Below are 25,531 nucleotides of genomic sequence, written 5' to 3'. Positions count from 1 at the left end.
AAATAAGAACAATCCATGTGACACCATTACTTACACAATCTAACACCTTGGAGGGAATCACAATGACACGATCTAAACGAATGATTGTTTCTGCAGCAATTCTTGTAAGCGTCACCCTCTATGGCATTGTTCCCGCTCCACCTGCATCTGCAGTATCTTCTTCAACGAACAGCATTACTTTAGCGCAAGGAATGACAAGCTCATCCGTGTCTGCACTGCAAACCAATTTAAAAACACTTGGCTATTTTACATATCCAACCATCACCGGTTACTTCGGCACTATCACAGCTCATGCGGTTAAAGATTATCAAAAGGCCTATCTGTTAGCTCCAACTGGCATAGTGGATGCTGCAACCCAAACTAGCATCTCCCACTCGATAAAAAAACGGCTGCTGCTGGACGATGCGATGAACTTTCTGCATGTCCCCTACCTTTGGGGCGGCGCGACTCCACAAGGTTTTGACTGCTCCGGCTTTATATATTACATGTTTCAAAAGCACGGGATACCGGCTGTTCGAACAACCTCCAAGGAGCTTTATGCCACAGGCGTGTCCGTGAGTCAGGCTAATTTGCAGCCAGGTGACTTGATGTTCTTTGCCATAGCATCTCCCGGCGTTATTGACCATGTAGGCTTCTATTTGGGGAATGGGCAATTTCTATCTGCCACACGATCAGCAGGCATCTACCCGCAAAGCCTGACAAGCTCCTATTGGGGTCCTAAGTATATGGGAGCTAAGCGCGTTTATTAATAAAAAAAAGCCCCTGCTCCATGCCATGAACGGCAGTTAGCAGGGACTTATTTGCACGCGGCATCAACATCCGCACGTTTTAGTCCAACTTAATATTCAATTTCAATAGACCGGCCTTCCGCATCGCCTGATAAATAATAACAACCAAGGGTCCTAAGAACAAACCTGCTACACCTAACAGCTCGAAGCCAATGTATAAGCTTATTAAAGCTGCGAGAGCATTAATCCCTACGGCTTCGCTAAGCACCTTAGGCTCCACAATACGACGGAAGATTGTCAAAGCAAGGAACAAGACTAATAAGCCAATTCCCATCCCCGTATGCCCGACTAACAGCTGATAACCAAGCCATGGAATGAACACGAGCCCCGTACCAATGACAGGAACGAATTCCATGACCATCACCAGCAAAGAAATAGCTAACGGATATTCCGCCCTGAGCACCAGCAAGCCTACGAAAGTGACCAAATATGTTAATATCGCCATGATGAGCTGAGCACGAATGAACCCAAAAATGGCTTCCCTCAAATACACTAGGACATTCTCCATCTTAGTTCTCGTCTGGTCCTCGAACGTAGACAGAAACGCAACTCTCAGTTTCGGCAAGCTAAACATGCATAAATATAAAGCGATGATGTAGACGATCATGACGATAAAGAAATTCGGAATTTTGCCCGCCATATTCAGGAAGAACCCCGAAATTCCGCTGAGCATGTCGGTTAATGTAGCGGTTAACGTTTCTGTGCTTCGCTCTACCCAGGTTTGCACCTGCGCCGCCATCTCGGGCGACAAGGAATCATAGAACACCTGAGTTTGGCTAACGGCCTGATCGACGTATTTATTGACATCGTCCATATAATTAGGGGCTTTTCGGCCCAGATCAATGACTTCTGACACAACATTAAACCCAATGAAATAGAACAAAGCAATCGTCAGCAGCGTAAAAATAGTACCGATGATCGACGCAGCGACCAACCGATTTACCTTCATAGCTCGCATCAGCAGCAACGTTAGAGGGTCCAAAAAAATAGCTGTAACCAAGGCAAGCAGGAAAGGTAACCCTATCGTGAAAAATCCGTATAGGACCAGCAATCCAAGCACTATGATTAGTGTCGTCTTAAGCGACATAGGAATTCCTCCGATTATTCATTTCCAGGCTTTACAGCATTGATTTTGGTAATATGTATACGTACAATACGCAATCGATCTACTTCAGAAACTTCAAAAACATGATTGCCCGAAGCCACTCTTTTACCTTTAACCGGGGCTCCTTCCAGCTTCTTAAATAACCATCCGCCTATAGAGTCTACATCCTCGTCTTCAATTTCCAGATCCAGCATATCGTTCAAGTCTTCAATGAGTACACGTCCGTCTACGGATGTATACTTATCCTTCACTTCAACTTCTGGTCGTTCGTCAATATCGAATTCGTCATGCAGCTCGCCAACGATTTCCTCCATAATGTCCTCTAAAGTGAGAAAACCTGCAGTACCGCCGTATTCATCCACAACGATCGCTAATTGCGAATGCTTTTTCTGCATTAATTTCAAAACACGGCTTATTTCCATGGATTCCGGCACATTCAGAATAGGTCGAATGAATTCACTAATCTCGTGCTCCACATCAGGATCGGCCGTCAACAGATCGGTAATATGTACGAATCCGACAATTCTATCTTTATCATCGTCAGCAACAGGATAACGGGTATGTTTCGTTTCATGAACCATCCGCAAGTTTTCGATAAAGCTCATTTCTAGATATAAACAATCCATATCGGTCCGCGGCAGCATGACTTCCCTTGCAATACGCTCTGAGAATTCAAAAATATTATCAAAAAGCACCATTTCATCTTGATCGATATGTCCGCTCTTCACGCTCTCGTCCATCAGAATACGTATCTCTTCCTCTGTATGCGCCGACTCATGCTCGCTAGCGGGTTCTACGCCAATCCAGGATAAGAATTTATTAGCGGTACCATTGAGCACCCAGATAATCGGACGGAACAAGCGATAGAAGTACAACAGCGGCGCAGAGAGCCATAATGAGGTTAATTCCGCTTTTTGAATCGCGAAAGACTTAGGTGCCAGTTCCCCCAGCACGATATGGAGGAAGGTAATGAAACCAAAGGCAACGATGAAAGATATCGCATGCGTGTAAACAGTGGCTTCTAAGCCTAGCACGTGGAAGAACGGTTCCATGATCAGCTCAGAAACAGCCGGTTCCCCTACCCAACCTAAACCTAATGAGGCTAAAGTAATTCCGAGCTGTGTGGCTGACAGGTACGTATCTAATTCCGATGTTACTTTATTCGCATACTTAGCCTTGCTGCTGCCTTCATTAAGCAGCTGCTGGATGCGGGAATGCCGCACCTTGACAAGGGCAAATTCAGCAGCAACGAAGAAGCCATTCAGCAGAACCAGGATAATTACTAATACCAGATTAAGTACAATTGGACCAATTTCAAAGGAAGTATGTGGCAAGTGCGGATATCTCCTTCAGATAGATGATATTAGATAATAGCTTGTCGGCTTTTAAAATCAATGGAACGATAATACGAATCAGCAACCAGCAGGTTCGGGCCGCAGCAAGAAGCTGCGCTGCAGAAACAATTCACCTTTTGATTGAGGGGATTGTTCTCCCATCTTGCAAAAATAGTATCCAGATGATCATCATGGATATTGCCCAGAGGTGGTTCATTCGCAAAATCCGTGACGAATACTTCACCAGTAAATGTGCTCACATTTAGACGATTTCGCCCATCCGGATCATTCCGAACCGTCACATTTGGCTCCTCGCGAAGCCTTTTCACCAGCATTCGGTCCTCTCCGAGCTCATTACAAGCGAAAAACGGCAGTGTGCCGAATAACATCCACATCTCGCGATTGCGACTGTCCAGCAGGCGATGAATGCTGCTTCTTAACTCGTCCAGTGAAACCATTGGCAAATGTGAGGCAAAAGAGCTCGCGTACATGGGGTGAACCTCGTGACGCTTACAGCCCATTTCATCGATTAGCCTGTGTATTTGTGGAAGCTTCTCATGCGTGCGCGTATTAATCATGGATTCCGCTGATACGTAAAGTCCGCCTTTGCTGAGCGCTATCGTATTGTCTACCATACGTTCATACATGCGCACGGCTGTTTCGCGGCCTACTGGATGCTGTGAATTAACGAAACCAACCTGGTGGAAATCGTCAGCATTCAAGTAATTAAAGGAGATATGCATGACGTCCAGATAAGGAGCAAGCAGTTCATACCGCTCCAAGTCGAGTGTCAAATTGGAGTTGATTTGTGTACGAACACCCCGTTCGCGCGCATATTTAAGGATGGGCAACATGTAATCTTTGACAATCTTAATATGATAAGAGGGTTCTCCGCCTGTCAAGCTGATTGTCTCCAAATGCTCTACCTGATCCAGTTTATTTAGAATAACGGGTAAGGGAATACGTGGCCCTTCCGTCATCGTTAACGAATCGCCTACCGCGCAATGCTCACAGCGCATGTTACACAGATTGGTAATCGTTAACTCTACACTAGTAAGTACGTGTTTCCCGTATTGCCGATAGGACCGAATCGGGTCCCAAGGGTCATAAGCGGGAGATAACTCCGGTAAAAAGGAGCGTGTTCCATTCATATTCATGCTGTTCACACCTGACCTATCATTTCCTATTCACTTGCAATTTGTTCTTATCATGCCTATACCTATGCCCTTTATTGTAACTTATGATGCGAAAAAAAGGAAACCGCCTTCTCTTTCCTTACGGTTTCCCCGCAGGATTCGGCGATTTCACTCGCAACCACTTCGGTGCCCACCAGTTTGCGTCTCCAAGCAGCTTCATCAAAGCGGGAACGAGCATGACACGAACAATCGTAGCATCAATGAGAACCGCGAGACCAAGTCCTAGACCAAGAGCCTTCATGATCTCAATATCTGTGAAGATAAACGAACCGACGACTACAACCAAAATGAAAGCTGCGCTTGTAATTAAACTGCCTGTTTTTTTGAGTCCTTCCGCCGTGCTTTTATCATTATCTCCGCTTGCTTCATATTCCTCCATGATGCGAGAAATCAAGAAGACTTCATAATCCATCGAGATGCCGAACACAACGCAAAAGATAATAACCGGCAGCGTTGCGCTGACATAACCAATGGACGTGATGTGAAGCAAATCTGCCATATAGCCATGCTGGAACACTAACACTACGCACCCAAGACTTGCGCCTAGACTTAACATATTCATGAGAACGGCCTTTAGAGGCAGCAGAATAGACCGGAAGGCAAGTAGAAGGACGATATACGTAATCCCCATAACAAAAGTGAGCACGGAAGGTATTTCATCTTGAATACGATCGATAATATCAAGTCGATACGCTGGCCCGCCAGTGACCGCCACACCGAGTCCTTCCCGATCCAAGGCGCGAAGTTTCCTTACAAGCCCATCCGTCGACGGGTCATCCGTGTCCTTCTCAGGCACCACAACAAGCAGCGCTGTATGTCCCTTCGCCAGCTTGCCCCCTTCGATCTGATCCTTAACTCCTGGAGCCTTCAGCATACCTGCTAATTCAGCATCGGGATGTTGCCCTAGCGAGCTGAGGTAGCTTTGGATTTCTTTGACGCCCGAAACACCACTCACTTTATCCACGTACGCCCGAACTTGACGTATCGATGACTCTTCCCATATTTCTTCTTCCGTATGTACAAGGATTTGAATGGGTCCCATCATCCGAGGATCATAAGCTGTTTTAAGCAAGTCCGATCCGTATCGCGACTCGTAGTTAGGAGGCAGCACCTCGGCATTTGGCACACTCAGCTTCATTTGACCAATGGGGGTCATCGCATAGATCAAAGCTCCACCAACCAGAATGACAAGCAGAACAGGTCGCTTCATCACACCGTAGGCAACCTTTTCCCAAAATCGGGACGATTCTTGTTTACGGAAGCGCCTAGGGAGCACCTGAAGCGAATTAATTCGCTTACCGAGTAACCCCAGAAGCGATAGCAGCATCGTATTGGCGACAACAACAGATATAGATACCACAATGATCCCGCCTAAGCACAAGGAGCGAAAAAACGTGAGATCAACGAACAGCATACCGAGTAATCCGATCAGTACCGCAATGCCGGAGAAGAAAGTAGATTTTCCAGCGGTCTGGCAAGTCATTGCTACTGCCTCAGCTACACTCGGCTGTACCTTAAGTTCCTCCCGGAAACGGCTAACCAGGAACAACGCATAATCAATCCCGACGGCAAGTCCCAACATCGTCACCATATTCGGAAGAAAATTCGATAAGGACTGATGCTGGGCAATAAAATAGGTAATCCCTAGTGTGAGAGTTACGCTCATAAGTCCCACGATCATTGGCAGCAGCGCCGCGACTAACGTTCCAAAAACAATTAACAACACGATCAGCGCAATGGGCAGGCCAATGGCTTCTGATTTGGCAATATCATGCTTGCTAGCTTCCTGCATGTCGTGCAAAATAGCAGGTCCACCAGTTACGTACACATTCATCCCAGCAGGAGGATGCACACGTTCCTTCAATTCGGGGTATTTCTCCAGTGCCGGGTCCGTGTCCAGATTCAGCGAAACGTTGACAGCCTGGACATCGAAATGCCCTTCATTCCGAGGTGTGGCAACGAAATTCACACTTTCTACATAAGACAGCTTTCTTAATTCACTAAGTGAATCCATGATGGCTTGCTGCGGCTCTTTCTTGGTCATATCGAGGCCTTCCCCCGTGTAGACCAAATTAATCGTCGTAAGAGGGACGCCTAGTTCATCCCGCAATTGGATGAGACCGAGATCTGACTCGCTTCCTTTTGGTGTAAAGCCATTGTCTTTGAGTATCCCGGGTGTTTTCTGTGCGAATAGCGCGAAACTAAGGAATAGCAATACGCAAAGCGTAAGGACTAGCCAACGATACCTGTGCATGGCGTATCCCCATCTCCAGAATTTCCCTTTCACCGCTGATTCTCTCACACACATCCCCCTGATCTGCAAAAAGAACCTGGGATCCCAGGTTCTTCATGTTCGTTATCTTTATTTTATCTCAAAGTAGAGTTGGCATACCCGATTCTGTGTCCAGCTCTTCTATTTTAATTTCACCGATTTCTGAAATTAGAACGGAATGCTTGATGGAGAGATCGATCTCATACGGTTCTTTGAGCTCTCTGCCCACTTCATCCTGAAGAATACGAACGACCGGTCTCTGCGGAACCGTCAAATTTAATTTGGAGACAATTCCGAATTCGCCTGTGTTCAATTTCACGGTAATGCCTAGCGGGTAAATCGCGATTTTATCACGGAATAAAGCAATTTGGCTTTGATCATACATCGTGCCTGAGCCTGCAAAAAGCTGTTCCATGGCTTCATGAGGCAATAACGGCCTGCGATATACACGAGTAGTTGTCATAGCATCGTAGGAATCTACTAAACCGATCCATCTCGCAAATTCATTAATATCCGGACCTTGTATACCTCGTGGATAACCACTTCCGTTTATCCGTTCATGGTGCTGAAGAGCACAGTGCGCTGATAACAGTGGAATATTCGGCTCATCCTTAAGAATCTGAAAACCATACGTGGTATGATTCTTCATTTCCATGAATTCATCATTCGTCAACTGCGAGGGCTTGCGCAAGATGCCAAGTGGAATTTTGGTCTTTCCAATATCATGCAGCAAAGCGCCAAGTCCAAGCGTCTCCAACTTTTCACGGCTATATCCATAGCTAATTCCAAGCATGATGGCGTAAATACTGACATTCACCGAATGCTGGAATAGATAATTATCTTTTATATTCATATTGTTTAGCATGACCATAGCGCCTTGGTGGGCACTTAAATCATCAATAATCATGTTCATCACATCACGGAAATTACGTCCGATATCATAATAGCTAACAGCTCCGCGTTTGTTCGAATCCTCCATGACCTTCTTAAAGGTATGCCGAATTTCGTGAACAGCTCTGCTTCGCGTTTCATCTTGAATAATATCAACTTGAATAACGTCATCGGTCCGGGAATCTGCGATATAAATATAGTCGATACCATATGAAAATAGCCGATCGATTAATCTCTGTGTTAGCTCAACGTTAACAGCGAGTAAAACCATACCATCTTCGTTGTAAATATTCTTAGCCAGCCTCATTCCAGGATGACACTTGTTGATCGGCATTAACAGCATGTAAGGACCCCCGTGTAGCTGAACGTTATTATCTATCTAAATGTAATAGATTTCATCTAAAAGTTCAACATAAAAAACCGCATCTTTCGACGCGGTTCGCTATTAAATTTCATAGTCTATTTACTTTAAAAACATATAAAGTGCAAATACAATGGCTACTGCGAAACGATAGTAGGCAAAATAGGTCAATTTCATATTTTGGACAAATTTAATGAAAGAAACTACCGCTAACAGAGCTACGATGAAAGCCACCACAAACCCTACTGCGAAAAAAGCAAAGTCATTGGAAGAAAGAGCTTCATAGTTTTTCAAAAAATAGACGCCGGAAGCCCCGAACATAATCGGAATTGCCATAATAAATGTAAAGTCTGCAGAGGCTGCGCGGCTAACGCCTGAGAGCATCCCTCCAGCAATCGTTGATCCGGAACGGGAGAATCCTGGCCAGATCGATATAAGCTGCCATAAACCGATGAAGAAAGCTTGACGGTAAGTTAAGTCATCCAATACCTCGGTACTTGGCCTCTCTTTCTTCTTCTCCGCAATGATTAGCAAAATACCACCCAGAATAAGTCCGATAACGACCGTCGTCGAATTAAACAACTTCTCATCCACAATATCGTTAAACAAAATACCGATGATGCCAGCAGGCAAAATACCAATAAGAATATGCAGCAGATTCAGTTTTTTCCCACTTCTACTCTCGCTTTTTCTTTTCACCAAACCAAACAAGGATAAGATCCGTTTCCAATAAATAATGACGACAGCCATGATAGCTCCAAGCTGAATCACGAAATCAAAAGTTTTCATGACTTCGTCGTTTTGCGTGTTGAGCAAACTTTGCGCCAAAATCATGTGCCCTGTTGAGGATACCGGTAAAAACTCGGTCAATCCCTCTACGATCCCGATAATGATCGCTTCAAAAATAGTATGCATGGTTTCCCCCTAAAGGTATAAGATTATGGTCGGACTCCTGTCCAATTATCTATTTTACTTGGAACCTATGTGATCTGACAACTTTATTGACGAATTCGTAGGTTTAACCCCTCGCTGTGGAGCCGCTTTGGTCCATATATCTTGCTGAGTGGCTGCTTGCAATTGCCTCATGATCCGTAAGCTCGCAGACAAGCACGTCGCGAATAAACTCCGGGAGCATGTACACCACATCTTTCCCACGGCTTAAGGATAAGTATCCGGATCCGAAAGTGAACATATCTATCGTGCCCACGACATAGTCACGGCCAGGGTCCAAAAGCTCTTCGCCTACATGGACGGTGATGATACGTTCATAAGGTGCTCGGGAGCTGTCCCACTCGACGGTGATACCGTCGACGCTAAGCGCGCCTAGCACCTCGCCCCGGAAGCCGAGTCCCCGTATCGGCTTCTCCATGAATTCAGGCAGCAGCGACTCTTCGAGCGCCTGCTGCAAGTCTGCGCCGCTAAGCAGCATGCGGCACGGGTTGATCGGCCCTGGGCAGATTTCTAGCAATCTGCCGCGCGTCAAGCGCCCCTCCTTCAGTCCCTGAAGGAGTTGGCCGCTATTGACCAGCCCGATATCGGCGCTGGTCCAGCGGCGAATCCCTGCGGCAAGCAAGTTGCCGAGCGGGGATTCGCCGTGCCAGTCCAGGCGCAGCGGCTCCCGCAGCTGCGCCACTTCTTCATCCAGCGCCGCTGCGCCGGCGATGCGGAAGCGTGCCAGCAGCGCGGCTACGCTGCTGTCTTCTTCGCTGCCCGTCGTCATCGGGACGACGCGGCTCTGGAACTGTGCGATCCGGCGCTGCACCGGATCGTAGGCAAGTTCGATGTGGCCGGCATACTGCCCGAACTTCCCGGCCGCAGCCAGATAGGTGCCCCTGATCAGGAGCGGCTCCTCCAGGACATGATGCGTATGGCCGCCAAGGATCACATCGATGCCCTCGATCTCTTCAGCTATGCGCCTATCCATCGGCAGACCGAGATGGGACATGACCACGATGAGATCTGTGTGAGGACGCAACAGCTCCGTATGTATCTTGACAGCCTCAAACGGGTCTGTCACATCCCAACCGAGCAGCTCATAGTAAGCTGGATAAGCTGCTGTCACACCGATAATGCCAATCTTCAAACCAGACTTTTCAATCGTCAAGGAAGGCAGCAGCCAGTCAGGAGTAAGGTGTGTCGTTCTTTCGTAAATATTACTTCCAAGAACAGGAAAACGCGCATGATCCTTGAATGTAGCTCTTAAAAAGTCAGGCGTGAACGTCAGCCCTTCATTATTGCCAAGTACCATCGCATCATAGCCTGTTGCATTCATGATTTCCAAGTTGGCTATGGCATTGGTACCTTCTGTCTCCGGGCTCATCCGGTCCATATGATCGCCAATATCCAGCGTCAACACTTGCTCGGGTGGCCAGTCCTGGCGAGCTTGGTTAAAGTAGCCACTAATTTTGGGCATCATCTCAAAATGGCTATGCAAATCATTCGTATGTAAAATCAGAAGTCGTTTCATTTCTTGATTTTCAGCTCATCGAGCGTTACTTTATTTTTAAATCCAAAGCTCGCTTCTTCGCCTAGTGCGGCATCATGAAGAAACCAGATATGTACAACACTTTTAACATTAAGGCATTCACTGCTTCCATCTGGCACATACAAGCGAATTGGGTACCCCTTCTTGAGTGGTTCTCCATCCTGAGCGTAGAGAAAAAGAGCTGAGTCTACTTCCGACCACGACATTAACGCCTGAAATTCATCAACAGCCTCTACCTTTACATGCGTAGGCTCGCTTTCAGCTTGTCCGCCACGACTGTTTTTCCAGCTTCGATACCATGCTTTTAGATCAAATGCATCCCCTGAAACGTTCGGAACACGGTCCTCAAGCGCCAATTTCATCTCCGCCAGATCAACAAGTTCTTGTACTGTAAATGTTTCGTGTGTAAGATGTGGGTCTGACACTTGTATGCGTAAATCTGCTTGCATCCTGACCATTCTCCTTTCATCCCATAAGCTCATTTTGCTTTCCCAAGGCCCTATCCATTATACCATTCCTTGGTCGAAATATGATATGCTGTAAGGGATTCTCACACTAAGCATTTAGGAGCAAAATTGTGAACTTAAACATCCAACTTTTTGCAGGACTTGTTGAACTTTTCGGGACTTCCGTCCTACATATAGCAATCGACCAAGATGCCGTTTCGATCGAGCAGCTTAGACAGCTGATCACGGATAAGTATCCGGCAGCAGCGCCACAGCTGAAATCTTGTTTTTTTGCTAAAAATCAAGCTTACGCAGATGAGAGCGAATGGGTCACTACGGCCGATGAGCTTGCTCTCATTCCACCTGTTTCCGGAGGGCAGCCCTCCCTATATGAAATTACCTACGATTCAATTGATGCTGGACAAGTTGCAGCTAAAGTTAACCATCCCAATCACGGGGCTTCGCTCCTCTTCATTGGGACAACGAGAGAGATGACGCATGGTCAGCGCACTGTCCTGCTGGAATATGAAGCTTATATTCCTATGGCGCTCAAAACTATGGAGACAATCGGTCAAGAAATTGCCGACCGTTGGCCGGGCACGCTAAGTGCGATCACCCACCGGCTCGGCAAGGTAGCCATTGCGGAGGCTAGTGTCGTGATTGCCGTTTCCTCTCCTCACCGGGCTAGCTGCTACGAGGCAAGCCGCTACGCAATTGAACGATTGAAACAAATCGTACCTATTTGGAAAAAAGAAATTTGGGAAGACGGCTCGGAATGGAAAGGCAGCCAAACGGGCCCTTGGAATCCGCTGCAAACGACACTTACGGATTAGAGCGAATTGGAGATGATTTACGTGGATACATTTTTACATACGGAGGAAGAAAATGGGGTAGATGCGCGCTATTCAAGACAAGTGCTCTTCTCCCCTATTGGTCTAGAAGGGCAGCGTAAACTGATTAGCAGCCGTGTCGCTATCGTTGGCATGGGTGCCCTGGGCACAGTGCTTGCCAATCATATGGTGCGCGCTGGGGTTGGATATGTTCGCTTGATTGACCGCGATTTTGTAGAAGCTAGCAATTTGCAACGGCAAATGTTGTATGACGAAGAAGATGCGGCGATGATGACTCCTAAGGCGATTGCAGCAGCCAAACGATTGCAACTAGTGAACTCACTCGTCACAATCGAACCTCATGTCATGGATCTCAATGCTACGAATGCGGAAGATTTGTTAGGGGATGTAGATTTAATTTTAGACGGTACAGATAACTTCTCTGTTCGGTTCCTTATTAACGATGTGAGTATCAAATTAGGCATTCCGTGGATTTATGGCGGTGCTGTTGCCTCAAGAGGCGTCTCTTTGACGATTCTCCCAGGACAGACGCCATGCCTGCGTTGCTTGTTCACCCAAGCTCCCGCTGCTGGCACGACCGAAACCTGCGATACAGCTGGTGTGATAGGCGGAATCATACATGTCGTTGCTTCATTTCAAGCAACTGAGGCTCTTAAACTGCTAGTTGGCGCTACCGAGCATCTGAATCTCCGGATGCAGCAGTGGGACCTCTGGTTCAACCAGCACTCCGCGATTAACGTGACTGGCGCACTAAAAGCGGATTGTCCCGCCTGTGCGAGCAAGCAGTACGACTACTTGGAGACTGACATGGACAGCGACACCATTCAATCCTTATGCGGTCGTAACTCGGTTCAGATTCATCCTGTTCTTCCTGCTGCCAAGCCGCTTGAATACTGGGAAGAGCGCTTGAGACCGCTAGGTTCGGTCGAGCGAAACCGGTTCCTTTTAAAGTTCCAGGCAGGCCCTGATTTGCACATGATTATATTCCCTGATGGTCGCGTCCTCATTCAAGGAACGGATGATTTAATTCAAGCCAAAAGTCTTTACAGCCGTTATATAGGGATGTAGTATTACAATATACCTACACGAATATAGGACTGGGAGAGGAACTTCAATGCATATACACGTACTTCAACTAATTGTTGGTGATAAACTGATTTCCGATTCCTACAACACAAAAGGACTTCATCTTCTATCAGCAGGTACCGTGGTGGATGCAAGCGACATATTGATGCTTAATCGCCATAATGTGGAATATGTGGATATTGCCCCAAGGGTTAAAGAAGTCGAGACTCAGCCAGCACAATCTGCAAAAGTAAATCTGGCTCAGTTAAATTCCTTCCATGATTGCATTTCCGGCATAAAAGACATATTTCGTTCTGCAGAAAATGGGGAAAAGCTTTCTATGGAAATGATAGAATCCGCTTTCAATCCCTTAATCTCGAGCTTTGAGGAAGAGAATGACGTCGTCTCCTTGCTTCTTTCCTTAAGCAGCCAAGATGATTACACTTTCCAGCATAGTGTACAAGTAGGTATGCTTTCCTACTATATTGCCAAATGGATGAACAAGAGCGAGAAAGAAGCGCTTACTATTGGCACAGCCGGCTATTTACACGATGTAGGAAAATGTAAAATCTCTCAGGAAATTCTATTTAAGCCTGGCAAGTTAACAAATGATGAGTACGATGAAATTCAAAAACATACCATCTTCGGGTATGAAATTATTAAAAATTCTTTGAAAGACAATGCGCTTGCACTTGTTGCCCTTCAGCATCATGAGCGCATGGACGGTACTGGCTATCCGTTACGCAAAAAAAGCACGGAGATTCATTCTTATTCGCTTATCGTTGCTGTCGCAGACGTGTATAGCGCTATGATTAGCAAGCGTGTGTACCAAGATAAGCGCGACCTCTTATTCGTTCTTAAAGAGCTTCACCGGATGAGTTTCGGACAGCTTGATCCGAAAATCACACAGGTATTTATTCGTAACATGATTCCTAACTTTATCGGGAAAACAGTGTCACTTAGCGACGGGCGAGTCGGTACAATCGTTATGACCAATCCTACCGACTTTTTCCGGCCACTCATCAAAATCAATAATCAATTCCTGGATCTTGCGCAACTTAGCGACGTCGAAATAACAGCAATCGCAATTTAATGCTTTTCTAGATAATAAGCGAGCTGACTGCAAGAGCAATACCGATATACACGGCAGCTAGCAAAGTGCCGACTGCTACATTACCTTCTTTTAACTGATCAGATAGCTTAACGCCAGGCGTTAACCAATCGAACACCCAGTAAGTAGCAAGCAAACAGACGTAACCTACCGCAAACCACAAACTCATGTGCCAGATCGAGGAATTGCTATATGCGGCAATCGCCAGCACGATGGCTGTAGCGACAAATTTACCGCCCATCGTGATTCCAACGGCTACGTTCCCTTTATTTATTTCTTCCATATCGCGGTAGGGCGTCATTAAACTAAATACATACATCCCTGCAAATTGTAGCAGGACTATGACAAATAAACTGATCACAATATTTAAGACTATCATTCTGCCCACCCCCGAAACTTCGCCATAGATTGATCATAATTGCTGTAATCGTGTACTTCCTCTAAAATAACCTGCACTTCTTTCTTGCTTTTAAAGCTTGTATAGCGATCCTCTGGGATTGGCTGCTTCACCTTTTGCCCTGTTGGCAGATCAGCAACTGCGAAATAGCGGAATTTGCCATCCAACTCCGTTTTATAAACACCTATCAGCTTCACATCCGTCTTAATTTCAACCTTAAGCTCTTCCAAATCTTTATCGGCTTCTTCCTTTGTTTTGAAGGTCTTAATCGGTTTCCATTGGGAAAGTGTCACGTCGTTCTTCCCTTGACTGTCTGTTTTCATCGTTGCCTGCATATAGCTAAGCACATAAATTTGATCGCCGGTTGCAAAGTTCTGGTCATTCGATATGCGCTCGTTATTTGGCAGCAGAACCATATCTCCATCGAGCAAATCCCCGACTTTTGCCTGCTGCACCTGATAATCCCAAGGTACATCGCCATTCATGTCGCTAACACTTGTCGTTGCCGAGCTTCCTTCGACCGGTTTGCTTAAGACAGAGGGCTTCTTATTGAACAGGCTGCTAATGCCCCAGATCATCAGAATGACGACCAAGGCGACTGCTGCCATAAGCCAGAATCGTCTTTGTTTCAAGGTGTTTTCACTCCAATCGGTACAAATTGACTTGCGTTTCCTGTAATTTTCCCGCCGGCTCGCCCTAAGAGTCCACAAGGTGTACCGTTCAATACGAACAACCCCGTTAATAAATGCCTATCCCCATGAGCAAAAGATAACTCGGGCAAATCAGCCCTTTGCTGATACACACGTTCAAAAAAAACACTCGTATCAAAGCCAACTTCGTCTTTGACCTCTAGCTCCCCCGTAGCGTCATAAAGCTCAACCGAGCCTCCTTCTCTTCCAAACATGGATTTGGACACATAATCTCCCGACAACTCAGGAGAAAAAAAGGTAGGCAGCATATAAGCAGCTATAGCCTTATGCTCTTCCGAGGTGAACAAGGCTGCGGTTTCCGTGTGTAGTCCCCAGACAATGGCTTGCAGACCCTTGGATTGCAAAATAACCGCATGCAAAGGATTAAACAGTTGGATGAATTGTTCTTCAATCGCATAAGAAAGCGCCTCTCCGCCATCATCAACACCCATCCATTCCTTTGGATACAGTGCGAACATGCTGGAAATGATTTGTTGCTCCCCGACCTTGACTACGCCTTCGTCAATCCACAAATCCAGACAATCCACACATGTCATGTTTCTTCCGCTATGAGCAACGAGTGCATCAATAGTCCCTGTATCTTCCGCGTTCTGGCCATAGGCAATGCATGCAGCGAAATCCGGCGCCTCAATGTCCCATGCAGCGCGGATTAGGTTTTTCATATCCGTATTCGGGGAGGTATAACCTTTTTGCTCACATAACCATGGTGTCGCAATCGCGGCTTCCACATAACCTGTTGGAGTGTCAGCATTGAGCTCTAACAGCTTGATACTCCCCTGTTGATCCACAGTGAAATCAAATCTTGCATAGCGGCTTATGACCCCTATGTCACCCAGTTCCAGCCGGTCAAGTCCATCCCAGAGAACTTCGGGAATCGACAGCTGTTGGTATAACGCCCTGTTCCCTTTCACGTAGCGAACAGCTTTATCAAATACGCGCCACAATGCATTTGCCGCGACAATTAGCTCGTTATAAGTTGATTGTTCCATAAGGACAATTTGATCGATCCAGTACGCTTCGTCTTCCAGATTGGCCCATGTGAATCCAAGCTCAGCAAGCTGTTGGACTTTGTGCTCTCTATTCGGAGCTGGCGTACCTATGACTTCGAATACCACCGCATTAACCTCCTGAGCTGGATGAGGAGCTGAAACCGCTCGATTTGCCGCCTATGCTGCCAGTTGATGTCGATGTTGATTTCGAGCTTGACGTTGTGCCGCTGCTCGTACCTGAACTGCTAACGGAACCTGTATTCCCTGTGGCTCCTGTAGTTCCTGTAGTTCCCGTATTTCCTGTAGTTCCCGATTTCGTGGTAGATGAGGATGACTTATTCGTTGTAAAAGTTCCAGACCCACTTGACGTCGTTGGCGCTTTGGTCGTTGATCGATTGGAGAACGTGCTGGGTTGGTATGATTTTGTAACATAAGGTGTATTGGAACGATAGTAATAAGAACGATGACTGTTCCCCCAGTTGCTTGAGGAATAAGGACTTGGGCTATTGAAAATAAGATGGTATAAGAGCAAATCATCCCATCCAAACCCGCTGCCTCCACCATAGTTATTAACAATGATGGGCGCTGTGCTGCCTCCCGAACCGCCACTGCCTGCTGTCGGTGTAGGAGAAGGCGATGGCGAAACTGCGCCTGCTGCTGGAGGAATAGGTAAATTCCAGTCTACGGCTGGGTCGAAATAGGCTTTCACTTCATCATTGGACCATTCGACCAGCTTGGAGGAAGCTGTGTTCGGTGCCGGCGTCTCCGCGGCATAGGCTGGTAACAGCAGAAGCTGCCCGACCAGTACCAGACTTATGGAAGCTGAAAATACCTTGAGCGGTCTTTTCACTGCTTGTTCCCTCCCCCTTCAGAACCAATTGCAACTAATAAAAGCTCAAACACATTCAAATCTAAATTCAATCTTCCTTCAATCATTTCATATTCCTTACCGCCAATGAGCACATAGTTCGCTGCATCTAGAGCTTGCATCAGCTTTTCATCCCACGGACGTTCACTAATTTTCAAAAGCTGTCCATCCGCCAATTTTTCCAAAAGTGTAATTGTCATTCGGTTTCATCCTCCTTCATCGATGACTTCATACTAGATAAAACGCACGAGCCGACCTTTTGTTTCATCTTGACAGAAAATAATAAAAGCCTACCCCTAAGGATAGACTTGAACGCTTTAAGTTACAACACGTTTCGCACGAAGAAACGTTTTTTTCCAGTACGCTTTATTGATATTACTGATCTGTACCCCATTCTTTGGCTCTGGGGAGGCATGCAGCATTTTCATATTACCAATATAGATGCCCACATGTCCGACTTTCTTATTTGATTTGAAGCGTCCTGGGACATAGAAAAACATCAAATCGCCTTTCCGCAGAGATTTGCGGCTAATCAACTTCCCGAGCGATGCTTGTTGGCGAGCCAATCTCGGCAGCTTAACACTGTATTTCCCATACACATATTGGGTGAAAGTTGAGCAATCAAATTTGCCGGTTTGAGGGTATGGGCCTGTGCCGAATTTATATTTAACCCCTTTATATTGCTCACCTTTGTTAATCAAAGCATTAATATTGATGTTTTTCAGAACTGGAATTGCTTTCTCCCCAGCAGATGCCCATACCTGTGAATCGTCGTCGACAGGTAGCCCCAATGAGGCAGGGTTCGCTCCATCCGTTGTTTCTCCTTTGAAAGGATCATTCGGATCGTCTGCAAATGCCAGCTCCAGCGTATCCGCGCTAGGGTCAGGAGAATCTTCATTCTCAAGCGGAGCAACGGGCGAAGGATGTATGTTCAATTGAATGTCACTGGTGTCATACGACATTTCATCTTGAAATAAATCCGCTATGGCCGAAACTGGCAAATACAAGGCATCACCTTCTTTGACGAATGGCTCACCTACATGGATTTCTTCCCCATCCTTCATCGCTTTATTGGAATTTGCTGACAGTTCGAAATTCGCATCATTATCACCAACTAGCAGCTTCTGAGCTCCTGCATCCCATTCGGATTGGAACTTCAATGTTTGAATAAGCTCACTGGCTGCAACATATTTTACATTGTTGATCACTTTAATGGGTAAAACTGCATCGTCGTTACCTAATTTCGTTATTCCGTTCCCTGCTTGCGACAGGCTGTGCGGCACCGCAGTACCTGTGCCTGATTGTGTCACTCCGTTCGGCGTCGGTGCTGAGTTATTAGGGGGTGCCTGATCTTTCCCACAAGCCGTTGTTGTCGCTAGAACGATAGCCATACTCCCGATTGCTGCAAGTTTCAGCCTTTTCCACATACCTTCACTTCTCTCCTTTAGGGACACATTATGATCCTCTATAGGTTGAGAATTGTGGGAAATAAATATACGTTAGCTAAGTCTAGAATGCATGGAGCATGTTGGAAGTTATTATGGATCTTTTAAGGGTACAAAAAAAGCGAACCCGAATACTGGGGTTCGCCTTGTGAAATCTTAACCGATGGAACCTTCCATCTCGAACTTGATGAGACGGTTCATTTCCACGGCATATTCCATTGGAAGTTCTTTGGTGAATGGCTCAATGAAGCCCATAACGATCATTTGCGTAGCTTCCGCTTCCGTCAAACCACGGCTCATGAGGTAGAACAATTGATCCTCAGAAACCTTGGATACCGTAGCTTCATGCTCAAGCGTAATATTATCGTTCATGATTTCATTGTAAGGAATTGTATCGGATGTCGACTCGTTATCCAGAATCAACGTATCACATTTGATATTCGCTTTGGAACCTTGGGAGTTGCGTCCGAAGGAAGCCAGACCACGGTATGTTACTTTACCGCCATGCTTGGAGATCGATTTGGACACGATTGTTGATGTTGTATCCGGAGCCAGATGCGTCATTTTCGCACCAGCATCTTGGTGTTGTCCTTTACCAGCTACTGCGATGGAAAGAACCATACCTTTCGCGCCGCGGCCTTTCAATACAACTGCCGGGTACTTCATTGTCAATTTGGAACCGATGTTGCCATCGACCCACTCCATTGTAGCGCCTTCTTCTGCAACTGCACGTTTAGTAACGAGGTTGTAGATGTTTGGTGCCCAGTTTTGGATCGTTGTATAACGAGCACGGGAGTTTTTGAGACATACAATCTCAACAACCGCACTGTGAAGTGAGTTTGTGCTATAGATAGGAGCTGTACAGCCTTCTACATAGTGCACAAAGCTTTCCTCATCTGTAATGATCAATGTACGTTCGAATTGACCCATGTTCTCGGAGTTAATACGGAAGTAAGCTTGCAATGGCACTTCACATTTAACGCCTTTTGGTACGTAGATAAAGGATCCACCGGACCATACCGCACTGTTGAGAGCAGCGAATTTATTGTCGCTTGGCGGAATGATAGTACCGAAGTATTTTCTGAACAGTTCAGGGTGTTCGCGAAGAGCTGAATCCGTATCTGTAAAGATAACGCCTTGATCTTCAAGCTCTTTTTGCATGCTGTGGTAAACAACTTCGGATTCGTATTGCGCGGAAACACCAGCAAGGAACTTTTGCTCTGCTTCCGGAATACCCAGCTTATCGAATGTTTCTTTAATTTCTGTAGGAACTTCTTCCCATGTTTTACCTTGTTTCTCTGACGGTTTCACGTAGTACTGGATATCATTAAAATCAAGATCATCCATATTACCGCCCCAACGAGGCATCGGCATTTTGAAGAACTGCTCCAAGGATTTCAGACGAAACTCAAGCATCCAATCCGGCTCGCCCTTCATTCTGGAGATTTCTTCAACGATTTCACGAGTCAAACCTTTTCCGGACTGGAAAATCGATTTATGCTCATCTCGGAAACCATACTTATAATCTTCAAGATCTGGCATTTGTTTTGCCATGGTTATTTCCTCCTTAGCGTAATGGGTTATAGATCAATAACAATGTTCTATGCGATCGCTAAAAGCGTTAGTTATCGGTCTTTTGGGTATGTTCAATACCTTTGCGAAGAGCGTTCCATGCCAGGGTTGCGCATTTGATCCGCGCAGGGAACTTGTTCACCCCAGATAAAGCCTCTATATCTTCATATTCAAATTCAACAGATTCGCCTTTCATTAGGCCAGAAAAATCCTCAGCCATCTTCAGCGCCTCTTCAAGCGTCTTGCCTTTGACAGCATCCGTCATCATGGATGCGGAAGATAGAGAGATCGAACAGCCTTCGCCTGTGAATTTCGCCTGTTTCACAATACCGTCTTCTACCAACATTTGCAGCGAAATTTTGTCGCCGCAAGTTGGATTGTTCAGATCGATGGTTACCGCTTCACCAGACTCAAATTTCCCCCGGTTACGAGGTGTTTTATAGTGATCCATAATAACTCTACGGTATAAATCATCCAATTGCATGGCCGAAGTACTCCTTTGTTTTTTGTAAGGCCATCACAAGACGGTCAATATCTTCTTCTGTATTGTATAGATAAAAGCTTGCACGAGCCGTACTGCTTACTTCAAGCCATCTCATCAGAGGTTGTGCGCAGTGATGGCCTGCACGAATAGCTACTCCCTCTGCATCCAGAACAGTTGCTACGTCATGTGGATGTACATCACCCAAATTGAAAGTAACAAGTCCGGCACGATTGCTAGTTGGTCCATAAACAGTGAGATCCTCGATCTGTGTCATACGTTCCAACGCATAATTCGTGAGCTGAATATCATGTTTGAAAATATTGTCCATTCCTACTTCTTGCAGAAAATCAATCGCCGCGCCAAGTGCAACAGCCCCTCCGATGATTGGAGTTCCACCTTCGAACTTCCAAGGCAGTTCCTTCCATGTCGATTCATACAGATCTACGTGGTCAATCATCTCGCCGCCAAACTCAACTGGCTCCATGTTTTCGAGCAAGGCCTTCTTGCCATACAATGCCCCAATTCCGGTTGGTCCACACATTTTATGTCCGGAAAGCGCGTAAAAGTCGCAATCCAATTCCTGCACATCAACTTTCATATGAGGTGAGCTTTGTGCGCCGTCAACCATCATTTTTGCACCATGTTTGTGGGCAATTTGGGCGATTTCTTTGACAGGGTTGATAACCCCCAGAACGTTAGAAACATAAACAACTGAAACGATCTTGGTACGATCAGTAATCGTATTTTCAACATCTGCCAGAGAAATCGATCCGTCGGGCTGTAATGGGATATATTTTAAAGTGGCGCCTGTTGCCTTAGCGGCTTGCTGCCATGGAATCAAATTACTGTGATGTTCCATTGGCGTAAGGACGATTTCGTCGCCTTCTCGCAATACCGCTTTGGCATAGCTGCTTGCCACAATATTGATGGCTGTTGTCGTGCCTCTGGTGAAAATAATTTCTTGCTCGCTGGATGCGCCGATGAACTTAGCAACTTTCGCTCTTGCTCCTTCGTACGCATCTGTTGCACGGGAACCTAGGGTATGAACACCGCGATGTACGTTCGCATTGTCCCATTCATAGTAATGCTTGAGTGCCTCAATCACCTGAATGGGCTTCTGGGATGTAGCAGCGCTGTCCAAATACACCAGTGGATGACCGTTCACTTCTTGTTTTAGAATGGGAAAAAGTTCACGTATCTCGGCTGTTTTCATTGTCCCAGCTTCCTCTCCACTAAGCTTTGCAGCTGTTCTTCAACGCTCTTAATCGGAATTTCGGAAACGACTGGCGCCAAGAATCCGTAAATGATCAAGCGCTGAGCTTCTTCTTTTGTAATACCGCGGGACATCAAGTAATGCACTTGCTCGGCATTCACTTGACCAACACTCGCAGCATGACCTGCTTTAACATCATCCTCATCAATAAGAAGAATTGGATTCGCGTCTCCACGAGCTTTCGGGCTAAGCATCAACACTTTCTCGGTTTGTTGACCGTTACAGCCTTGTGCTCCTTTTTCAATCTTCGTGATCCCGTTGATGATTGCCGTCGCACCATCACGCATAACAGCACGCGTAATCATGTCGCTTGTGGAAGCTTTGCCCCAGTGAACAGCGCGTGTCGTTAAGTTAAGCTTCTGCTCATGCGTACCAACACAAATGATTTTCGCATCGGAATCAGATCCTTTGCCTCTCAGGATAGACGTCGTATCCGACAGTGTATTCCCGTAGTTCATTTCCCCAACTACCCACGCAATGCTTGCATCATTCTCAAGAATAGCGCGGCGATAAGTTAAGTCCGTAACAGACTCTTCAAAGTTATGAACGGATGCGTAACTCACGCGTGATCCCGGTTTCGCGAATACTTCAACGATCCCGTTCTGTACGAGTTCAGCTCCCGACAGGGAAGATACGAAGTTATCTACGTAGGAAACAGAGCTGAATTGTTCTGCTACGATAAGAACGTGCGGAGCAAATGTAGCTTCTGCATCATCGGTAACAAACAGCGCTTGAAGTGGAACTTCCACACGAACGTCTTTTGGTACATAGATGAAAATACCGCCGTTCCATAGCGCAGCGTGCAGAGCTGTCAGTTGATTTTCGTTCGCTTCGATGGCTTTCATGAAGTACGGTTTAACCAGATCAGCATGATCGCGAATCGCTGTTTCCAAATCAGTGAAAATAACGCCTTGCTTCTTAAGTTCTTCGGATACTTGGTTGTACACAACTCCGGAGTTGCGTTGAACAATCAGGTTATCTGAGTTCGTTAGACCTTGGGCTACTTCTGGTAAAGACTCAAGGGAAGTCAAAGGTGTTTGCGTTTTATAGGAACCGTAGGAGGAAATGCTCCAACGATCAATTCTTGTCTTTTCAAGCGTAGGTAATTCCAAAGAATTCGCTAATGCTAACCCTTCTGTACGAAGGGCAGTCATCCATTCCGGCTCCTGCTTGCTGCGGGAGAGCTCGATGACAGCATTAGAATCTATGGAAAGTTGTGTTTGAGTACTCATGGTATTCCTCCTAATATATAAGGACCTTTGACCCTAAGATCAAAGTCTCTCCTCTCTTTAGTACTTCGGCCCCGGCGTGTTCATTGGGATTTTGAATTCTTCCTCGTCTTGACCAACCGTTTCATCCACGATGCCGAGTTCTTCTTTGATCCAATCGTAACCTTCCGATTCCAGACGCTCAGCCAGCTCTGGACCACCGGATTTCACGATGCGACCTTGCATCATAACATGTACAAAATCAGGTTTAACATAGTTGAGCAAACGTTGGTAATGCGTAATGATCAAGAAGCCGCGCTCTTCACTACGCATAGCATTAACGCCTTCAGCAACGATACGCAAAGCATCGATATCTAAACCGGAGTCAATTTCGTCAAGAATAACGAATTTAGGCTCAAGCAAAAGCATTTGCAGAATTTCGTTACGCTTTTTCTCACCGCCGGAGAAACCTTCGTTCAAGTAACGGTGCATGAACTCAGGGTTCATTTCAAGTTGTTTCATTTTAGCTTCCATTTGGCGGATAAACTTGATCAACGAGATTTCGTTGCCTTCGCCGCGACGTACGTTAATTGCGCTGCGCAAGAAGTCAGCGTTCGTTACGCCCGTGATTTCGCTCGGATATTGCATAGCTAGGAACAAGCCAGCGCGTGCTCTCTCGTCAACAGCCATTTCCAAAACATCTTCACCCTCTAAAGTAACAGAACCCTCCGTCACTTCATATTTCGGGTGCCCCATCAAAGCGGCAGCAAGCGTACTTTTACCTGTACCGTTCGGTCCCATGATCGCATGGATTTCTCCGCCTTTGATTTCAAGACTTAACCCTTTCAAAATTTCCTTTCCTTCGACGTTCGCTCTAAGACCGTCTATTGTAAATGTTGGTGAATTTGCCATTTTCTTTAAGCCTCCATAATGTTTAAATGTACTAGATAAACGACAATCATAAAATGATTATCATTGATTCTCATTAGAATAATTCTATTATAACTTACTATGTCAAATCAAGAAAGGGCAATTGCTTGAAAAAGGTGGGCATTTTGTGAAAATGCAACCATTTTCTTACGACAAAGTTCGCTTAATTTCAGCAACCTGCTCTGCAAATTCCTCATCGCTCAAAACCGGAACTATCGAGGAGTCGGGCGGTGTTTCAGCCCCAAGCTCAATCCATGACTTACAGCCAATATAACTTTGCTCTATTGGAATATGTAAAGGTTCTGCCAGTTTATACACGCGTAACAGCATAAGATGCAGCGGATTTTTACGTTTCCACTTCAATCTTTCGTCCGTGAAATTTTCCGTCCAAATGTGATATGGATACAGCTTATGTAGCTGCTCTCCATCGCTAATCTCAATATCCTCGATCATCCGGGCATACGAACGGATTGTAACTTGTTCATCCTGCGCACTCCAGCCGACCAAAGTTTCATCAATTACACGTTGATAACTTTCCTTGAGCAATTCTTTTCTCTGGTGCTCGAAGGTTGGATAAAGAAAAAAATCATTGGATTCGACTTGAAAATCTCTCGTTTCTTCAACAATACCCCCTTTGCGCATAATAAAAATTTGTGTGCCGTCTTCCAGTGCTTTGATAGCCGAAGCCCATTCTTTCAAGGCCTTTGGTTTTTCCACCGACGCCAACTCCTTGTTCTCCCAATAATCCATTTATTATAAGGAATTTGGAGAAGCAAAACAACACGGCATGAAAAGGCGAAAAGAAAGGGATGGCTCTCAGGCCATCCCTAAGTCTACTTATTTACATCTTCGGCGTAATACGATTGTTGTATACGGGCAAACTGTTCCTGATTCTGTTTCATCGGATTAGGATCTGCCTTCTTCCCGGGAGACTCCGCCTCGAAAGCCATGAATAATAAGAAAAAGCACGCGGCCATTACCAGCAGCACATTCAGGATTTTCATCATCATAGGATCCTCCGAAAGCGAATTTGCTCCTAGTATAACGAAGGATCGTTAGGCTTATGTTTTTCCAACTTGAAGATTTTGTAAAGAAGTTGGCTGCTTGAATCTATCCTAGGAAAGATTGCAGCATCCAGCGGTGTTTTTCCAGTGAAGTCTGTATAGCCAGCAGCATGTCCGAAGTCGTCTCGTCTTGCACCTCTTCGCAGGCTTGCATACCTGCCTTTAACTCTTGGGTGAGGATTGTGAAATCTTCGATGACGGCTTCAACCATTTTGGTTGCCGTCTCGGTTCCTTGCGCTTCTTTGAGGGAAGACAGCTCAATATAGGCTTTCATTGTTGCCGCAGGTTGACCGCCAATCGAAAGTAGACGTTCAGCAAGATTATCTATATGCAGAGCGGCTTCATTGTACAGTTCTTCGAATTTGACATGCAGCGTGAAAAATTGACTTCCTTTTACATACCAATGGAAGTTATGAAGCTTAACAAAAAGCAAGCCCCAGTTCGCAATTTGCTTATTTAGAACGGTTTGGATGGATTGAGCTGATGTTAATGTCGTTGTTACCATGAGAAGTGCCTCCTAGTTGTTGTTGTCGGTACAGCATGTACACGTTACTTTGCGTTCTTTGTGCTGATTTTATGTAATTTGTGCAACAATTCCGAAGAGAGTATTTCAAGCGGCCCCTTTTTGTCTTATACTAGGGAAAGACGATTAATACACAGTAAATTAGTTGGAATTAATTTCAATG

General features: G+C 45.8%; 26 protein-coding genes. 4 read left to right on the top strand and 22 right to left on the bottom strand.

The window, feature by feature from the left end:
• Positions 1-62: 62 nt before the first annotated feature.
• Positions 63-749 (top strand): C40 family peptidase, encoded by a 687-nt coding sequence (locus AC58VC_RS13680; protein ID WP_497369311.1) that lies wholly within the window; start codon positions 63-65, stop codon positions 747-749.
• Between the two features lie 79 nt (positions 750-828).
• Here AC58VC_RS13680 and ytvI read toward each other — a convergent pair whose 3' ends face one another.
• The 8 genes from ytvI to AC58VC_RS13640 form a co-directional block, all read right to left on the bottom strand.
• Complete coding sequence (ytvI, locus tag AC58VC_RS13675) at positions 829-1,875, bottom strand: sporulation integral membrane protein YtvI (RefSeq protein WP_497369310.1); 1,047 nt, start codon at positions 1,873-1,875, stop codon at positions 829-831.
• 14 nt (positions 1,876-1,889) lie between these two features.
• Entirely contained in the window at positions 1,890-3,227 is a 1,338-nt protein-coding gene (locus tag AC58VC_RS13670; protein WP_497369309.1) for a hemolysin family protein, read from the bottom strand.
• A gap of 29 nt (positions 3,228-3,256) precedes the next feature.
• Positions 3,257-4,384, bottom strand: a complete 1,128-nt coding sequence (gene yfkAB / locus AC58VC_RS13665) for a radical SAM/CxCxxxxC motif protein YfkAB (protein WP_497369308.1) — start codon at positions 4,382-4,384, stop codon at positions 3,257-3,259.
• 118 nt (positions 4,385-4,502) lie between these two features.
• On the bottom strand, positions 4,503-6,731 hold the full coding sequence (locus AC58VC_RS13660; RefSeq protein ID WP_497369307.1) for an MMPL family transporter: 2,229 nt from the start codon (positions 6,729-6,731) through the stop codon (positions 4,503-4,505).
• Positions 6,732-6,795: 64 nt separating this feature from the next.
• Positions 6,796-7,929 carry an HD-GYP domain-containing protein gene (locus AC58VC_RS13655; RefSeq protein WP_497369306.1) on the bottom strand — a complete coding sequence of 378 codons (1,134 nt, stop codon included), beginning with the start codon at positions 7,927-7,929 and terminating at the stop codon, positions 6,796-6,798.
• A gap of 120 nt (positions 7,930-8,049) precedes the next feature.
• Positions 8,050-8,862, bottom strand: coding sequence for an undecaprenyl-diphosphate phosphatase (locus AC58VC_RS13650; RefSeq protein ID WP_497369305.1), 813 nt, complete (start codon positions 8,860-8,862; stop codon positions 8,050-8,052).
• A gap of 103 nt (positions 8,863-8,965) precedes the next feature.
• Positions 8,966-10,414: a bifunctional metallophosphatase/5'-nucleotidase gene (locus tag AC58VC_RS13645; protein ID WP_497369304.1), complete on the bottom strand. Its 1,449-nt coding sequence runs from the start codon at positions 10,412-10,414 to the stop codon at positions 8,966-8,968.
• Positions 10,411-10,881: a molybdopterin-binding protein gene (locus tag AC58VC_RS13640; protein WP_497369303.1), complete on the bottom strand. Its 471-nt coding sequence runs from the start codon at positions 10,879-10,881 to the stop codon at positions 10,411-10,413. Before AC58VC_RS13640 ends, AC58VC_RS13645 begins: the two co-directional genes overlap by 4 nt.
• 128 nt (positions 10,882-11,009) lie before the next feature.
• On the opposite strand from AC58VC_RS13640, the gene AC58VC_RS13635 reads away from it, so the two are divergent.
• The 3 genes from AC58VC_RS13635 to AC58VC_RS13625 are packed head-to-tail and all read left to right on the top strand — an operon-like array spanning position 11,010 to position 13,887.
• Complete coding sequence (locus tag AC58VC_RS13635; protein ID WP_497369302.1) at positions 11,010-11,711, top strand: molybdenum cofactor biosynthesis protein; 702 nt, start codon at positions 11,010-11,012, stop codon at positions 11,709-11,711.
• 21 nt (positions 11,712-11,732) lie between these two features.
• On the top strand, positions 11,733-12,797 hold the full coding sequence (locus AC58VC_RS13630) for a ThiF family adenylyltransferase (protein WP_497369301.1): 1,065 nt from the start codon (positions 11,733-11,735) through the stop codon (positions 12,795-12,797).
• Positions 12,798-12,843: 46 nt separating this feature from the next.
• Complete coding sequence (locus AC58VC_RS13625; protein WP_497369300.1) at positions 12,844-13,887, top strand: HD-GYP domain-containing protein; 1,044 nt, start codon at positions 12,844-12,846, stop codon at positions 13,885-13,887.
• A gap of 7 nt (positions 13,888-13,894) precedes the next feature.
• Here the strand turns inward: AC58VC_RS13625 and AC58VC_RS13620 are convergent, their stop codons facing one another.
• The 14 genes from AC58VC_RS13620 to AC58VC_RS13555 all read right to left on the bottom strand — a co-directional run bounded on the left by AC58VC_RS13620 (position 13,895) and on the right by AC58VC_RS13555 (position 25,350).
• On the bottom strand, positions 13,895-14,284 hold the full coding sequence (locus tag AC58VC_RS13620; protein WP_497369299.1) for a DUF350 domain-containing protein: 390 nt from the start codon (positions 14,282-14,284) through the stop codon (positions 13,895-13,897).
• Positions 14,281-14,934 carry a signal peptide protein gene (locus tag AC58VC_RS13615; RefSeq protein WP_497369298.1) on the bottom strand — a complete coding sequence of 218 codons (654 nt, stop codon included), beginning with the start codon at positions 14,932-14,934 and terminating at the stop codon, positions 14,281-14,283. Before AC58VC_RS13615 ends, AC58VC_RS13620 begins: the two co-directional genes overlap by 4 nt.
• Positions 14,931-16,127, bottom strand: coding sequence for a glutathionylspermidine synthase family protein (locus AC58VC_RS13610; protein ID WP_497369297.1), 1,197 nt, complete (start codon positions 16,125-16,127; stop codon positions 14,931-14,933). The genes AC58VC_RS13615 and AC58VC_RS13610 overlap by 4 nt, the downstream gene beginning before the upstream one ends.
• 4 nt (positions 16,128-16,131) lie before the next feature.
• The gene (locus AC58VC_RS13605) at positions 16,132-16,851 is read right to left on the bottom strand and encodes a hypothetical protein (RefSeq protein ID WP_497369296.1); all 720 of its coding nucleotides are present in this window, start codon (positions 16,849-16,851) and stop codon (positions 16,132-16,134) included.
• The gene (locus AC58VC_RS13600; RefSeq protein WP_161408984.1) at positions 16,848-17,069 is read right to left on the bottom strand and encodes a hypothetical protein; all 222 of its coding nucleotides are present in this window, start codon (positions 17,067-17,069) and stop codon (positions 16,848-16,850) included. Before AC58VC_RS13600 ends, AC58VC_RS13605 begins: the two co-directional genes overlap by 4 nt.
• A gap of 117 nt (positions 17,070-17,186) precedes the next feature.
• On the bottom strand, positions 17,187-18,296 hold the full coding sequence (locus tag AC58VC_RS13595) for a C40 family peptidase (protein ID WP_497369295.1): 1,110 nt from the start codon (positions 18,294-18,296) through the stop codon (positions 17,187-17,189).
• A gap of 174 nt (positions 18,297-18,470) precedes the next feature.
• Positions 18,471-19,868: a Fe-S cluster assembly protein SufB gene (sufB, locus tag AC58VC_RS13590; protein WP_497369294.1), complete on the bottom strand. Its 1,398-nt coding sequence runs from the start codon at positions 19,866-19,868 to the stop codon at positions 18,471-18,473.
• Positions 19,869-19,935: 67 nt separating this feature from the next.
• Positions 19,936-20,370: a Fe-S cluster assembly sulfur transfer protein SufU gene (gene sufU, locus AC58VC_RS13585; RefSeq protein WP_161408979.1), complete on the bottom strand. Its 435-nt coding sequence runs from the start codon at positions 20,368-20,370 to the stop codon at positions 19,936-19,938.
• Positions 20,357-21,583 (bottom strand): cysteine desulfurase, encoded by a 1,227-nt coding sequence (locus tag AC58VC_RS13580; protein ID WP_497369293.1) that lies wholly within the window; start codon positions 21,581-21,583, stop codon positions 20,357-20,359. The genes sufU and AC58VC_RS13580 overlap by 14 nt, the downstream gene beginning before the upstream one ends.
• A complete protein-coding gene (gene sufD / locus AC58VC_RS13575; RefSeq protein ID WP_497369292.1) occupies positions 21,580-22,875 on the bottom strand; it encodes a Fe-S cluster assembly protein SufD in 1,296 nt (431 codons plus the stop codon). Before sufD ends, AC58VC_RS13580 begins: the two co-directional genes overlap by 4 nt.
• A 57-nt stretch (positions 22,876-22,932) precedes the next feature.
• Positions 22,933-23,763 carry a Fe-S cluster assembly ATPase SufC gene (sufC, locus tag AC58VC_RS13570; protein WP_477498471.1) on the bottom strand — a complete coding sequence of 277 codons (831 nt, stop codon included), beginning with the start codon at positions 23,761-23,763 and terminating at the stop codon, positions 22,933-22,935.
• A gap of 165 nt (positions 23,764-23,928) precedes the next feature.
• A complete protein-coding gene (locus AC58VC_RS13565) occupies positions 23,929-24,498 on the bottom strand; it encodes a DUF1802 family protein (protein ID WP_497369291.1) in 570 nt (189 codons plus the stop codon).
• A gap of 116 nt (positions 24,499-24,614) precedes the next feature.
• Positions 24,615-24,788, bottom strand: a complete 174-nt coding sequence (locus AC58VC_RS13560; RefSeq protein WP_497369290.1) for a hypothetical protein — start codon at positions 24,786-24,788, stop codon at positions 24,615-24,617.
• A gap of 103 nt (positions 24,789-24,891) precedes the next feature.
• Entirely contained in the window at positions 24,892-25,350 is a 459-nt protein-coding gene (locus AC58VC_RS13555; protein ID WP_497369289.1) for a Dps family protein, read from the bottom strand.
• Positions 25,351-25,531 lie beyond the last annotated feature (181 nt).

This window comes from Paenibacillus sp. J22R67 (genome assembly GCF_059692175.1).
This window is presented reverse-complemented; position numbering and strand designations above follow the sequence as displayed.